The following is a 12,419-nucleotide window of genomic DNA, read 5'->3' as shown; positions in this document are numbered from 1 at the left end:
CGTGGCGCGGCTCACGCCCGCGCCACGGCCCAGACGTCGATCCGTGCGACGCCCGTCTGCCGCAAGGTTCGCGCCAGCTCGCTGACAGTCGCCCCCGTGGTGACAACGTCGTCGAGGACGACCACATGGCGCGCGTTGATTTCACGTTCCAGCCGGAAAGCGCCGCGGATGTTCTTCGTCCGCTCTTTGGCCGACAGCTCGGCTTGCGGCCGGCTGGTGCGCCTGCGGGCACAGGCATGGAACTCCAGCGGGATGCGCAGGTTCCGGCTCAGGTGCCGGGCGATTTCCAGCGACTGGTTGAAGCCGCGTTCGCGGTAGCGGGAGGGGTGCAGCGGAACCGGGATAATCACGTCGGGCGGCTCGGCGTGTTCGCGGAAATAGCAGGCGGTCAGTTCTCCCAGGGTACGGGCGCAGGCGTGGCGGTGGCCGAATTTGAGCCCGTGGATCAGATGCCGGATGGGCTCTTCGTAGCGGAACGCCGCGAGGCAGTTGTCGAACGGCGGCGGCTGCCGCAGGCAGCGGCCGCAGGGGCTGGGTGCACCGTCGGGCAGGGCTTCGCCGCAGCGCAGGCACGCGGTGCCGGTCCTTGGAAGGTAGCGCTCGCATGCCCCGCACAGATCCAGCCCCCTTTCCCCGCTGTCTCCGCACAACAGGCAGGTGGGCGGATAGATCCAGTCCTGTATAATATTCAGCCAGCCGTTTACAGTTTTCATGTTCATGCGTTGACAGAGGCTGTCGGTGTGTTCGTGTTCTGATTTTCTACTCCGGCCGTGTGTGAAAGGTGAATGCCTTTGCCCTCTCTTCGGAGACGGCGCCGTTAAGTTAAGAGACATCCCGTCGCTCCGGCATGGATTCGCATATGCGCTCTGGCGAGTGCCGGAGCCCAGGGGCCATGGAGGGCTCGTGCTCAGCACATCCCTGTGTCATGGATGCCGGCATTCCCTGCCGGCATGACGGCTTAACTTCCTACACCGCCGGTTCGCGGGTAGTCCACTGGAGATCGAGTGTAATGCATGCGGAAGTTGCGGTAACGACGAACCAGGAGCGGATTGGGGAACCCGTCTTGCGCCACGATTGGACCCAGGGCGAGGTCGAGGCCTTGTTCGCGCTGCCGTTCAACGAGCTTTTGTACCAGGCCCAGACCGTGCATCGCCGCCATTTCGACCCCAACGAAGTCCAGGTCAGCAGCCTGCTCAGCGTCAAGACCGGCGCCTGTTCGGAGGACTGCGCCTATTGTCCGCAGAGCGCGCATTACGAAACGGGCCTCAAGCGCGAGTCGCTGATGCCCTTGGAGGAGGTACTGGACGCTGCCCGCCGGGCCAAGTCCGAAGGCGCCACGCGGTTCTGCATGGGCGCGGCCTGGCGCAGTCCGCGCGACGGCGATCTGGAAGCCATCGCGGCGATGGTCGAGGGCGTCAAGGCGCTGGGGATGGAAACCTGCGTCACTGCGGGGATGCTGAGCGATGAACAGACCCGGCGGCTCAAGGAAGCGGGGCTGGATTACTACAACCACAACCTGGACACCTCGGAAAGCTATTACGGCGAGATCGTCACCACCCGGACCTACCAGGACCGGCTGGATACGCTGCAACGGGTGCGCGACGCCGGCATGCACGTATGCTGCGGCGGCATCGTCGGCATGGGGGAATCCGCCGCCGACCGCGCCGGCCTGCTGATCGGTCTGGCCAATCTGCCGCGTCACCCGGAGAGCGTGCCGATCAATCTGCTGGTGAAGGTGGAGGGCACGCCGCTGGCCGATACGGCCGCGCTCGATCCCCTCGACTTCATGCGCACCGTCGCCGTGGCGCGGATCATGATGCCGACATCCCGGGTGCGGCTGTCCGCCGGCCGTTCGGACATGAGCGACGAGATGCAGGCCCTGTGTTTCCTGGCCGGGGCCAATTCCATTTTCTACGGCGAAAAGCTGCTGACGACGGAGAACCCCCAGGCCCAGCGCGACCGGCAGTTGTTTGCGCGTTTGGGGCTGCGCATGGCGGGTCTGGGCTGCTGAGTTCCATGGCGTTCGACCCGGCCGCGGCCTTGCAGGCGATCGAGGCGCGCGATGCCTACCGGCGGCGGCGTATCGTCGAAGGTCCTCAGGACGTGCAGGTCGCCGTCGACGGCCGCTCCATGGTCAATTTCTGCAGCAACGATTACCTGGGGCTGGCGAACCACCCCGCCGTGGCGGAGGCCTTCCGGCGCGGCGTCGACCGCTGGGGCGTCGGCTCCGGTGCTTCCCACCTGGTCTGCGGCCACTCGGCGGCGCACCATGCGCTGGAAGAAGAGCTGGCCGAATTCACCGGCCGTCCGCGGGCCTTGCTGTTCTCCACCGGCTACATGGCCAATCTCGGCGTCGTTTCCGCCCTGGCCGGACGGGGCGATGCGGTGTTCGAGGACCGGCTGAACCATGCCTCGCTGCTGGACGGCGGCCTCTTGTCCGGCGCCCGCTTCCAGCGCTATCCCCATGCCGATGCTCGTGCCCTCGAAGCCGCCCTGGCCCAGTCCCGCGCCCAAACCCGGCTGGTCGTGACCGACGGCGTGTTCAGCATGGACGGCGATCTGGCGCCCTTGCCGGAGCTGGCCCGCGTCGCCCGGAACGGCAGGGCGTGGCTGATGGTCGACGATGCGCACGGCTTGGGCGTCCTGGGCGCCGAAGGGCGCGGAATCCTGGAGCATTTCGGCCTGGGCGAGACCGAGGTTCCCGTGCTGGTCGGCACCCTGGGCAAGGCGCTGGGCACTTTCGGCGCCTTCGCGGCGGGTTCGGAGGACATGATCGACTATCTGATCCAGCGTGCCCGTACTTATGTTTACACCACCGCGCTGCCGCCGGCGGTCGCCGAGGCGACCCGCGCCAGCCTGCGCCTCGTGCGCGAGGAGCCCGAGCGGCGCGAGCGGCTCCACCGCAACGTGCGGCGTTTCCGTGCCGGCGCCGCGAGCCTGGGGTTCGAGCTCGGCGACCTGGCCGGCCCGATCCAGCCCATCGTGATCGGCGCCAATGCCGACGCGCTGGAAGCCAGCCGTCGCCTGGGCGAGCGGGGCTTCCTGGTGAGCGCCATCCGTCCGCCTACGGTGCCGGAAGGTACCGCCCGGCTGCGGATCACCTTGTCCGCGTCGCACACCGACGAGCAGGTCGACGGCCTGCTCGAGGCGCTGGCCGCGGCCGTTCCCCAGGAGGCTTGAATGGGGCCGTTCGTCGAGACCTCGGGCTGTGGGCCCGATGTCGTCCTGATCCACGGCTGGGGCATGCACGGCGGCATCTGGTCCGATTTCGTGCCGCTGCTGACCGACCGTTACCGGGTCACGCGCATCGACCTGCCGGGACACGGCAACAGCCCGATGCTGGCGGACTGGTCGCTCGAAACCGTAACGGCGGCCGTTCTGGAGGTTGCGCCCCAGCCGGCGCACTGGGTCGGCTGGTCGCTCGGCGCGATGGTGGCGCTGGAGGCCGCCCGCACGGCGCCGGAGGCCGTGGCCTCGCTCACTCTGCTGTGCGGCACCCCTCGCTTCGTCGCCGAACCCGGCTGGCCGGGAATGGATGCGGCCACGCTGACGCGCTTCGCCGACGGCTTTCTGGCCGACTATGAGGATGCCTGCCGGCGCTTTATGGCCTTGCAGGTGTGGGGCATGCCGGGCGAGCGGGAGCTGCTGCGCGAGGTCCGCAGCCACTTGGCCGGGCGGCCGCAGCCGGAGCGGACGGCGCTCCTGGCCGGGCTGGACGTGCTGCGGCATGCCGATCTGCGCCCGGTATTGCGTGAGCTTCGGCAGCCGGTGCAGGCCCTGCTCGGCAGGCGCGACAAGCTGGTGCCGGCCGGTCTCGGGGCTGCGCTCGCCGAGCTGAAACCCGGCTTGACCAGTCACCGTATCGACAACGCGCCCCATGTTCCATTTCTGACCCACGGCGACCGGACGGCCCGCCTGATCGATGAATTCATTTCCTTGCCGTAAACCCGGGCCGTTTGCGCCGGCCGCGGCTACTCCCGAAAAGCGCTGGGTCGGCGCCTCCTTCGGTTCGGCGGCCGCCGGCTACGACGGCGTCGCGGAATTGCAGCGGGAGGTGGGCGAGTCGCTGCTGGCACGCGTTCGCCATCTCGGTCCTAGGCCGGTGCGCGTGCTCGATCTCGGCGCGGGCACCGGCCATTTCTCCGGCTTGCTGGCTTCGGCTTTCCCCGCTGCGGAGTGTCTGGCGGTGGACATCGCCGAAGGCATGCTCCGGTTCCTGCGCTCGCATCGGCCCGCCGCCGCCGGCATCGGCCTCGTCGTGGGCGACGCGGAGGCGCTGCCGCTGGCGAACGAATCCGTCGACCTGGTCTTCTCCAACATGGCGTTCCAATGGTGCGAACGCCTGGATGTCGCGCTTGCAGAATGCCGCCGGGTGCTCCGGCCGGGTGGCAGGCTGGCGTTCAGCACCTTCGGCGAGGACACACTGGGCGAATTGCGGACGGCATGGCGTGCGGTCGACGGCTACAGCCACGTCAGTGCCTTCGCGACACGCCGCGCGGTGGAGCAGAGCCTGCGGGCCCATGGATTCTCGAAAATCCGCGTAGACGCAAAAACCATCGGGCGCGGCTATCCTTCCGTCCTGGCGCTGATGAAAGAGCTGAAGGCGCTGGGAGCGCGCAATCTGACCCGGAACCGGCCCCGCCATCTGCTCGGCCGGCGCACGCTGGAACGGGTGAGCGAGGCGTACGGGCGGTTGCCGGGTATGGCGTCCGGTGTGACCGCCAGCTTTGAAGTATTGACCGCGCTGGTCGAAAAATGAGGATGCATCGTGGCACAAGGCTTTTTCATTACGGGTACGGGCACCGGGGTCGGCAAGACCCGGGTTTCCCTGGCGCTGATACGCGAGCTGCGCCGCCGGGGATTCCGGGTCGCCGCCATGAAGCCGGTGGCAACCGGCGCGGTGTGGAGGAATGGCAGCCTGCGCCACGAGGACGCCGAACTTCTGCTGGCGGCGGCGAGCGTCCAGGTCTCCTACGACGAGGTCAACGCTTTCGCCTACGAGGCGCCGACATCGCCCCACATCGCCGCCCGGAGGGAGGACCGGCCCGTCGACATCGATGCGATCGTCACCCAGAACGAGGCGCTGGCGAGCCGGGCCGATTGGGTGATCGTGGAAGGCGTTGGCGGATGGGAAGTGCCGTTGAACGATCACGCGAGGGTATCCGATCTCGCCGAGGCCCTGCGCTGGCCGGTGGTGCTGGTCGTGGACCTGCGGCTGGGCTGCCTCAACCATGCGCTGCTCAGCGCCGCGGCGATCGGCCGCTCCTGCGTGCGTCCGGCCGGGTGGATCGGCAACGTGATCGATCCCGAGTTCCCTTATCTGGACGAATATCTCCGCACCCTGGACGAGTCGTTGCCGGAGCCCCGCTTGGCGCTGTTGCCATGGTGTCCTGGAGACGGCCGCTCGGGGGCGTCGGAACTGGTCCTTTCGGCGGCATTCGAACAGTGGGCGGGTTGACTCCTGGCGGCTTTTCCTCGGGGCTGGTCAGCCGGCCGGTTCGGTGATACCGTCCGCCGTGCTGGAATTCCCCAGCGCACCAGACAATGTAAGGAGTCGCAAGATGCGTAAGCCGATTGAAAAACTGATCCTGGTTTGGGTCGCGGTTGTAGGCCTCGCCGGCCCGGTCTGCGCGGAGGAGCCGACTGCAAACCAAAAGCCCCAGGCGTCCGGCGGAATGGGCGGCATGATGGGGGGCGGCGGCATGATGAGCGAGGAGCAGATGGATCAGCGCGTCAAGATGATGCAGGATCACATGCTGCAGATGCACGAGATCATGGACAAAATCCAGGCGACGACCGACCCCGCGGAAAAGGAGAAGCTCAAGCAGCAGCAGCGCGACATGATCAAGCAGCACATGAAGGCGCACCATCAGATGATGATGCAGATGCAGCATCAGGGCGGAATGAGCCACGGGGGAGGCGCGGGAGCGGCGGGCAAGCCCTGATTCCCCATGGAACTGGGGTTCTTCGGTGCCACCGGGACGGTCACGGGTTCCAAGTATCTGGTGACCGAGGGGCAGAGCCGCGTCCTGGTGGACTGCGGGCTGTTCCAGGGGTTCAAGCAGCTCCGGCTACGGAATCGCGAGCCTTTCCCGGTGGCGCCGGACAGTCTCGATGCGCTGGTCCTGACCCACGCGCATATCGACCACAGCGGCTACATTCCGCTGCTGGCGCGCGACGGTTTCGCCGGACGCATCCATTGCACGCCGGCAACCTTCGACCTGTGCCGGATACTGCTGCCCGACAGCGGCCACCTGCAGGAGGAGGAGGCCGAATACGCCAACCGGCGTGGATTCTCGCGCCATCACCCGGCCTTGCCGCTGTACACGCGGGAGGATGCCGAACGTTGCCTCGATCTGTTCGAGCCGGTCGATTACGGCCGGGAGGTCCGGGTGGGCGGCGAATTCCGGTTCCGCTTCCAGCCGGCGGGACATATCCTCGGGGCGGCTTCGGTGGTGCTCCGGGGCCGGCGTTCCTCCCTCGCTTTCTCGGGCGACCTGGGACGGCCCCAAGATCCGACCATGCGCAGCCCGGCGCCTTGTCCGGCGGCCGATTTCCTCGTGGTCGAATCCACCTATGGCAACCGCCGCCACGGCGCGGAAGACCCGGTGGAAACGTTCGGCGACTACATCGGACGGACCTTTCGCCGCGGCGGCGTCGTGCTTGTCCCGGCCTTTGCCGTCGGCCGTGCCCAGGCCGTGTTGCACTGCATCCACCGTTTGAAGGCCGCCGGGAAAATGCCGGATATTCCCGTCTACCTCGACAGTCCGATGGCCGTCGACGCCACCGAACTGTTCCGCCGCTACCGCTCGGAGCACCGGCTTTCCGCCGAGGAGGCCGAGGCGGTGTGCCGGACCGCACGCTACGTCAATACCGCCGAGGATTCCAAGAGGCTGAGCGCCCGCAAGACGCCGATGATCCTGATCTCGGCGAGCGGCATGGCGACCGGCGGACGCGTGCTGCACCATCTCAAGGCCTTTGCGCCGGACCACCGCAATACCGTCCTGTTCACGGGCTTCCAGGCGCCGGGGACGCGCGGCGCGGCGATCCTGGGCGGCGCCGAGGCGGTCAAGATCCACGGCGAATACGTTCCGGTCCGGGCCGAGGTGGGGCTGGTCGAAAATCTGTCGGCCCATGCCGACTACGGTGAAATTCTCGACTGGCTGCGTCAGTGTCCCAAACCGCCGCTCAAGACGTTCGTCACCCACGGCGAGCCCGAGGCTGCGGACGCGCTCCGTTTCCGGATCGAGCACGAACTGGGCTGGGACTGCCGGGTCCCCGAATACCGCGAAACGGTCGGTTTGGGTTAACGAGTTCAGGCCGGGTTGGCGCTTGGAACGAACAGGCACTCGATTTCCAGGTCGCGTCCGATCCGTTCCATCAGGGCCTGAATGCCGAACCGTTCGGTGGCGTTGTGTCCGCCGGCATACATGTGTATTCCAGCTTCCTGTGCCTCGTGCCAGTCGTGTTCGCTCATTTCTCCGGTGATGTAGGCGTCCAGGCCCGCCTTCGCCGCCTCGGCCCAGCCGCCGTTGGCGCCGCCGGTGATGATCCCGACCCTGCGGACCGGCGCCGTCGCGTCCGGCGTGGCCAGCAGCACTGGATGTTCGAGGACCTCCGCCAGCCGCTCGCGCAGCGCCGAAGCCTGCAACGGCACCCGCAGCGTACCCTGGACACCGGTCGGGCAACCCTGATGGTCCCCGAACGGCGCCTGTTCGCCCAGGCCGATCCTGTGTCCCAGCACCGCCGCATTGCCGATTTCCGGGTGGGCGTCGAGTGGCAAGTGGTAGGCGAACAGATTGATGGCATTGCGGACCAGCGGAAACACCCGCCCCGCGAACGGTCCGACCAGCGGTCGTGCACCGTGGAATCTCCAGAACAGGCCGTGATGCACGATCAGAGCGTCGGCCCGCCAGTCGACGGCCGCAGCGACGGAATGGGCCGTCGCGGACACCGCGAAGGCGATCCGCCGGATTTCCTCGCGTCCCTCGATCTGCAGGCCATTCGGGCCATAATCGGTGAACGCGCCGGGATTCAGCAGCGCAGCGAGGAATTGTTCGAGAGCGGAGCGGGTGATTGCCATGGAGCGTGTTGCAAGCCGTGTTGGAACCTTCGATTATCCCTCAAGTCACAGTGGTTCTATCATCTTCAATCTCCCGACCTTGAGACCAGCCCATGACCGTTCCCCTTTTCGCCGATCAGCAGATGCGGTTTCTGGATCGCTCCCTCGAGGATTTGATGGCCGAGCGATTGGCCTGCGATCCCGGCGCTGCCGCGCTGTCGCTGTTCCTGCGCGCGGCGGCGGAAGTGCCGGCGTACCAGTCTTTTCTGGCGACCCACGGGATTCGTCCGGACGCCGTGCGGACCCTCGCCGACTTCGCCCGCCTGCCTCTGACCGACAAACCCTCCTACATGCAGGCCTATCCTCTGCCCGAGCGGTGCTGGGGCGGTCGCCTGGCGGCCTGCGACAGGGTCGCGGTGTCTTCCGGTTCGACCGGCAAGCCGACCTTCTGGCCGAGGGCATTGCACCACGAACTCGACGTTGCATTGCGGTTCGAGCAGGTGTTCCGGGATGCCTTCCAGACCCACGCCCGCAGCACCCTGGCGGTAGTCTGTTTCGCCCTGGGAAACTGGGTCGGCGGCATTTACACCACCTCCTGCCTGTGGCATCTCGCCCGCAAGGGGTATCCGGTCACGGTGGCGACGCCCGGTAACCGCCCCGATGAAATTTTCCGGGTGATCGGTGAGCTGGCGCCGCATTTCGAGCAGACGGTGCTGCTGGGTTATCCGCCGTTCGTGAAAGACGTGATCGATAGCGGAGCGGCCGCGGGGATTTCCTGGGAACGCCATGCGGTGAAGCTGGTGTTCGCTGGCGAGGTGTTCAGCGAGGAATGGCGCTCCCTCGTCTGCGCCCGGATCGGGTCCGACTCGCCCTGCTACGACACCGCATCGCTCTACGGCACCGCCGATGGGGGCGTCCTGGGCAACGAAACGCCTTTGAGCATCGCCATACGCCGTTTTTTCGCGGCCCACCCCGAGGCCGCCCGCGAGCTGTTCGGCGAGTCCAGGCTGCCGACGCTGGTGCAATACGATCCCCTGAGCCGCTATTTCGAACTGCACGACGGTACGCTGGTGGTGACCGGCGACAACGGCGTGCCCCTGATCCGCTACCACATCGCCGACCGGGGCGGGCTGGTCGGCTACGCCGAGATGCGGGACTTCTTGCGCGACTGGGACGCGCGCGATCTCTCCGAATACGGATTCGATCCGGCCTGGGGCGAGCGGCCTTTGCCTTTCCTCTTCCTGTTCGGGCGGGCCGACTTCACCGTCTCGTATTACGGGGCCAACATCTATCCGGAAAACGTGACGGTGGGCTTGGAACGGCCTGGCATCGTCGACTGGGTCAGCGGCAAGTTCGTGCTGGAGGCGCCGGAAGATGCGGCGGGGGACCGCGAGCTCCTGCTGACGGTGGAACTGTTGCCCGGTGTGGAAGCCGACGAGGCCAAGGCGGCGAGAATCGCCGAGTCGGTGCGGACGGAGCTCTTGCGCCTGAACAGCGAGTTCGCCCATTACACGCCGGAGGCTCGGCAGACTCCCCATGTGGTGCTGCGTCCTTTCGCCGATCCGGAGTACTTTCCCGCCGGCGTGAAGCACCGCTATACGCGGCGTTAAGCCGCGTACTCGACGTCTTTCGAGTACATTTCGTAGGCGGCGCCATATTCCATCACCCGCGCGACCTCGCGGATGAAGTCCTCACCGTAGCCGGCCCTACGCAGCAGATGGAATCCGATTTCCATGCCGGAGCTGATTCCGCCGCCGGTGACGATGCGGCCGGCGTCGACGACGCGCGCCCGGCTGATGCGGCAGTTTGGGGCGATCTCCGCCAGGCGGTCGATCGGCGTCTTGCCGTGGCCCGATTGCTCCACCCGGTCGGGTTCTTTGCGGTTGGTGGCGGCTTTGCCGTCGAGCAGGCCCATCCGGCCGTAGATCCAGGAGCCGGTGCAGACCGAGACCAGCAGGGTGGATTCTGGCAGGGCGCGGATGAAGTCGTGCAGCCTGCCGTTGTTGATCTCCTGGCGGGTGCCGAATCCCCCGGGAATCAGGAAGGCGTCCATCGCCGGACGGTCGTTGAATGCGTAGTTCGGCAGCACGGTGAAGCCTGCCTGGGCCTGAACCGGCCGCAGCGATTCGGCCACGAAGAAGGCGTCCAGCTCGGGGTCGAAACGGCGAGCGACCGAGAACACGCCGTAGGGCGCGGCGAAGTCGACGATTTCGAGATCCTTGCAGACATAGATTCCCAGGCGGAATCCGGGTTTGACGGCCATGGCGGTTCTCCGGAGGATGGGCGGTGACTGGAATGATACAGACCTGTCTCCATCATTGACGAGACAGACCCGTCTGTCAAGATGGATGCCATGAGAACCGAAAACCCTGGCACGGCGCGCGAACGCATTCTGGAAACCGCCCTGCGGCTGTTTTATCAGCAAGGCATACGCGCCACCGGCGTGGACAAGATCATTGCCGAATCGGGCGTGGCCAAGATGTCGTTCTACCGGAATTTTCCGTCGAAGAAGGATCTCGTGCTTGCGTTCCTGGACCGGCGCCATGCGTTCTGGATGGACTGGTTCAAGGCGCATATCGAAGCGCAGAGCGAGCGGGAAGGGCGGTTCCGGCTGGGCTTTATCGCCGGGTTTCTGAGGGAATGGTTCGAGTCGCCCGACTTCCGCGGCTGCGCCTTCATCAATACCGCCACGGAGACCGCGGATCTTTCGGCGGAGGAACGCCGGCGGGTGCTGGACCACAAGCAGGACCTGATCGACTACCTCGCCGATCGGCTCGATGCGGCCGGGAGGGGCGAATCCAGGCGAGTGGCCGCTCTGGCGTTACTGATCATCGACGGTGCCATCGTGCGTGCCCAAATGACGGGCGATCCGCGGATCGCCGACGAGGCACAGAGCCTCCTGGACATGCTGGACCGGGAGGTCGCCTCCGGGCGGAGACCCGCAGCGCCGGCGGGCGTCGGTCAATAGTGCCGGAGCCGCTGTTCGCGGTAGCGGTCGATGCCGTCCGATGTGGGGTTGACCTCGATGGGCAACTCGGCCGCCTTCGGCAGGCAGTGCCGGACCGACAGGGCATTGAGACTCTCGGGTACCGGCAGAGGCCGAGCGGCGGGATCGGCTTGGTCCAGGCGGCATCCGTAAGTCGTCAGCCGGTAATGCGCCACGAAAATCCCGATGAATCCCATGGCCAGCCAGAAGTCGGGCACACCCAGATGGTGGGCTATTACGCCGATTCCGCCGAGCATCCCATTGATGCCTACCAGCAGCCACGAGGTTTGCCCGGGCGTCAGGTTTTTCCGCAGGAGGATGTGGTGGAGATGCTCGCGGTCGGCCACGAAGGGGTTGCCGCCCCGCAGTCCCCGCTGAAGCATCAGTCTGACCGTGTCGATGACAGGCAGCGCCAGCACCACCATGATCAGGGCAGTCTCGTGGAAATACCGAGAAGATCCGGCAGGTCGGCAATGGAATCGATGATCCGGTCGGGCCGCACGGAGCCGGTTTCCAGTTGGGAAGGCCGGAACTTGCCGGTTCTGACCAGGATGCCGTAAAGCCCCGCGGATTGACCGCCGCCGATGTCCGCTTCGATGTCGTCTCCGACGATGGCGGTGCGCTCGGGCGGCAGTCCCATGTCCCGGAGGGCGACGGCGAAAAAATCCGCCGATGGTTTGCCCATGACCAATGCCCGCACGCCGGCGCAGTATTCGAGCGCGGCCACCAGTCCGCCGATGTCCATGCGCAGGCCCCGTCCGGTTTGCCAGAAACGGTTCTTGTGCACGGCGATCAACTGCGCTCCCCGCATGATGGCGTTGAACATCCGGTCGAGGCAGTCATGGGTCCAGACGGCGCCGGTATCGCCGAGCACCAGGGCGTCGGCATCCTCCATCGATGCCTGGGGGACCCCGGCGAAATCGGCCCTCACGTCGTCCTCCAGCAGCAGGTGGGCCCGCATGCCCGTGGTTTGCAGATGGCGCAGCACGGCTTGTGGGGCGCTGAGGATTTCGCTTCGTTCCACGGGAAAACCCAGCGCTATGATCTTTCGCTCCAGCGCGGCCAGGGACAGTGTGCTGGTGTTGGTGACGAAACGGCAGCTCACACCGCTGGCCTTGATCTTCGCGACGGCCTCCACGGCGCCGGGGATGGGTTGCGAGTCCACATAAAGCACGCCGTCCAGGTCGAACAGTACGCCATGAATGTTCCGATCGTTCTCGTCCATGCTTCTCCTTATTGGGCAACTGGCAGGAAGATCCGGCCCGGAATGTTCCGTGATGGCGGCTTTACAGACAAGAGCCCGAGGGGGGAGTCCAGCGGTCGGCTGGAATCCCCAAGCGCCGAGGGTGGATTTCCCCCATCAAGGTGGAG

General features: G+C 66.4%; 14 protein-coding genes. 9 read left to right on the top strand and 5 right to left on the bottom strand.

Going from position 1 to position 12,419, the window contains the following annotated elements; genetic code table 11:
• Positions 1-11: 11 nt before the first annotated feature.
• Positions 12-713 carry a ComF family protein gene (locus ABZN20_RS05725; protein ID WP_367027076.1) on the bottom strand — a complete coding sequence of 234 codons (702 nt, stop codon included), beginning with the start codon at positions 711-713 and terminating at the stop codon, positions 12-14.
• A 296-nt stretch (positions 714-1,009) separates the two neighbouring features.
• On the opposite strand from ABZN20_RS05725, the gene bioB reads away from it, so the two are divergent.
• The 7 genes from bioB to ABZN20_RS05690 all read left to right on the top strand — a co-directional run bounded on the left by bioB (position 1,010) and on the right by ABZN20_RS05690 (position 7,310).
• Positions 1,010-2,011 (top strand): biotin synthase BioB, encoded by a 1,002-nt coding sequence (gene bioB / locus ABZN20_RS05720; RefSeq protein ID WP_367027075.1) that lies wholly within the window; start codon positions 1,010-1,012, stop codon positions 2,009-2,011.
• Positions 2,012-2,016: 5 nt separating this feature from the next.
• Positions 2,017-3,180 (top strand): 8-amino-7-oxononanoate synthase, encoded by a 1,164-nt coding sequence (bioF, locus tag ABZN20_RS05715; protein ID WP_367027074.1) that lies wholly within the window; start codon positions 2,017-2,019, stop codon positions 3,178-3,180.
• Positions 3,181-3,945, top strand: coding sequence for a pimeloyl-ACP methyl ester esterase BioH (bioH, locus tag ABZN20_RS05710; protein ID WP_367027073.1), 765 nt, complete (start codon positions 3,181-3,183; stop codon positions 3,943-3,945).
• Complete coding sequence (gene bioC / locus ABZN20_RS05705; protein ID WP_367027072.1) at positions 3,923-4,759, top strand: malonyl-ACP O-methyltransferase BioC; 837 nt, start codon at positions 3,923-3,925, stop codon at positions 4,757-4,759. Before bioH ends, bioC begins: the two co-directional genes overlap by 23 nt.
• A 9-nt stretch (positions 4,760-4,768) precedes the next feature.
• Complete coding sequence (gene bioD, locus ABZN20_RS05700; RefSeq protein ID WP_367027071.1) at positions 4,769-5,458, top strand: dethiobiotin synthase; 690 nt, start codon at positions 4,769-4,771, stop codon at positions 5,456-5,458.
• A gap of 103 nt (positions 5,459-5,561) precedes the next feature.
• On the top strand, positions 5,562-5,945 hold the full coding sequence (locus ABZN20_RS05695) for a hypothetical protein (RefSeq protein WP_367027070.1): 384 nt from the start codon (positions 5,562-5,564) through the stop codon (positions 5,943-5,945).
• Between the two features lie 6 nt (positions 5,946-5,951).
• Positions 5,952-7,310: an MBL fold metallo-hydrolase gene (locus ABZN20_RS05690; protein WP_367027069.1), complete on the top strand. Its 1,359-nt coding sequence runs from the start codon at positions 5,952-5,954 to the stop codon at positions 7,308-7,310.
• 5 nt (positions 7,311-7,315) lie between these two features.
• Here the strand turns inward: ABZN20_RS05690 and ABZN20_RS05685 are convergent, their stop codons facing one another.
• Positions 7,316-8,083, bottom strand: coding sequence for a Nif3-like dinuclear metal center hexameric protein (locus ABZN20_RS05685; RefSeq protein ID WP_367027068.1), 768 nt, complete (start codon positions 8,081-8,083; stop codon positions 7,316-7,318).
• 92 nt (positions 8,084-8,175) lie between these two features.
• On the opposite strand from ABZN20_RS05685, the gene ABZN20_RS05680 reads away from it, so the two are divergent.
• Positions 8,176-9,672, top strand: a complete 1,497-nt coding sequence (locus ABZN20_RS05680) for a phenylacetate--CoA ligase family protein (protein WP_367027067.1) — start codon at positions 8,176-8,178, stop codon at positions 9,670-9,672.
• Here the strand turns inward: ABZN20_RS05680 and ABZN20_RS05675 are convergent.
• On the bottom strand, positions 9,669-10,325 hold the full coding sequence (locus tag ABZN20_RS05675) for a DJ-1/PfpI family protein (RefSeq protein WP_367027066.1): 657 nt from the start codon (positions 10,323-10,325) through the stop codon (positions 9,669-9,671). The genes ABZN20_RS05680 and ABZN20_RS05675 overlap by 4 nt on opposite strands.
• A gap of 90 nt (positions 10,326-10,415) precedes the next feature.
• Here ABZN20_RS05675 and ABZN20_RS05670 point away from each other — a divergent pair, with 90 nt between their 5' ends.
• The gene (locus ABZN20_RS05670; protein ID WP_367027065.1) at positions 10,416-11,030 is read left to right on the top strand and encodes a TetR/AcrR family transcriptional regulator; all 615 of its coding nucleotides are present in this window, start codon (positions 10,416-10,418) and stop codon (positions 11,028-11,030) included.
• Here ABZN20_RS05670 and ABZN20_RS05665 read toward each other — a convergent pair.
• A complete protein-coding gene (locus ABZN20_RS05665) occupies positions 11,024-11,473 on the bottom strand; it encodes a hypothetical protein (RefSeq protein WP_367027064.1) in 450 nt (149 codons plus the stop codon). The two genes, ABZN20_RS05670 and ABZN20_RS05665, sit on opposite strands and share 7 nt — an antisense overlap.
• Positions 11,474-11,475: 2 nt before the next feature.
• Positions 11,476-12,273, bottom strand: coding sequence for a TIGR01458 family HAD-type hydrolase (locus ABZN20_RS05660; RefSeq protein WP_367027063.1), 798 nt, complete (start codon positions 12,271-12,273; stop codon positions 11,476-11,478).
• Between the last annotated feature and the right edge of the window lie 146 nt (positions 12,274-12,419).

The sequence above is a fragment of the Methylococcus sp. ANG genome, from assembly GCF_040730495.1.
GTDB lineage: Bacteria > Pseudomonadota > Gammaproteobacteria > Methylococcales > Methylococcaceae > Methylococcus.
The sequence above is the reverse complement of the archived record's forward strand: the minus strand, read 5'-3'. Positions and strand labels throughout refer to the sequence as shown.

Coding starts and splice junctions, on each gene's coding strand:
- ABZN20_RS05725 (WP_367027076.1), bottom strand. CDS start 713: ATGAAAACTGTAAACGGCTGGCTGAATATTATACAGGACTGGATCTAT.
- bioB (WP_367027075.1), top strand. CDS start 1,010: ATGCATGCGGAAGTTGCGGTAACGACGAACCAGGAGCGGATTGGGGAA.
- bioF (WP_367027074.1), top strand. CDS start 2,017: ATGGCGTTCGACCCGGCCGCGGCCTTGCAGGCGATCGAGGCGCGCGAT.
- bioH (WP_367027073.1), top strand. CDS start 3,181: ATGGGGCCGTTCGTCGAGACCTCGGGCTGTGGGCCCGATGTCGTCCTG.
- bioC (WP_367027072.1), top strand. CDS start 3,923: ATGAATTCATTTCCTTGCCGTAAACCCGGGCCGTTTGCGCCGGCCGCG.
- ABZN20_RS05695 (WP_367027070.1), top strand. CDS start 5,562: ATGCGTAAGCCGATTGAAAAACTGATCCTGGTTTGGGTCGCGGTTGTA.
- ABZN20_RS05690 (WP_367027069.1), top strand. CDS start 5,952: ATGGAACTGGGGTTCTTCGGTGCCACCGGGACGGTCACGGGTTCCAAG.
- ABZN20_RS05685 (WP_367027068.1), bottom strand. CDS start 8,083: ATGGCAATCACCCGCTCCGCTCTCGAACAATTCCTCGCTGCGCTGCTG.
- ABZN20_RS05680 (WP_367027067.1), top strand. CDS start 8,176: ATGACCGTTCCCCTTTTCGCCGATCAGCAGATGCGGTTTCTGGATCGC.
- ABZN20_RS05675 (WP_367027066.1), bottom strand. CDS start 10,325: ATGGCCGTCAAACCCGGATTCCGCCTGGGAATCTATGTCTGCAAGGAT.
- ABZN20_RS05670 (WP_367027065.1), top strand. CDS start 10,416: ATGAGAACCGAAAACCCTGGCACGGCGCGCGAACGCATTCTGGAAACC.
- ABZN20_RS05665 (WP_367027064.1), bottom strand. CDS start 11,473: ATGGTGGTGCTGGCGCTGCCTGTCATCGACACGGTCAGACTGATGCTT.
- ABZN20_RS05660 (WP_367027063.1), bottom strand. CDS start 12,273: ATGGACGAGAACGATCGGAACATTCATGGCGTACTGTTCGACCTGGAC.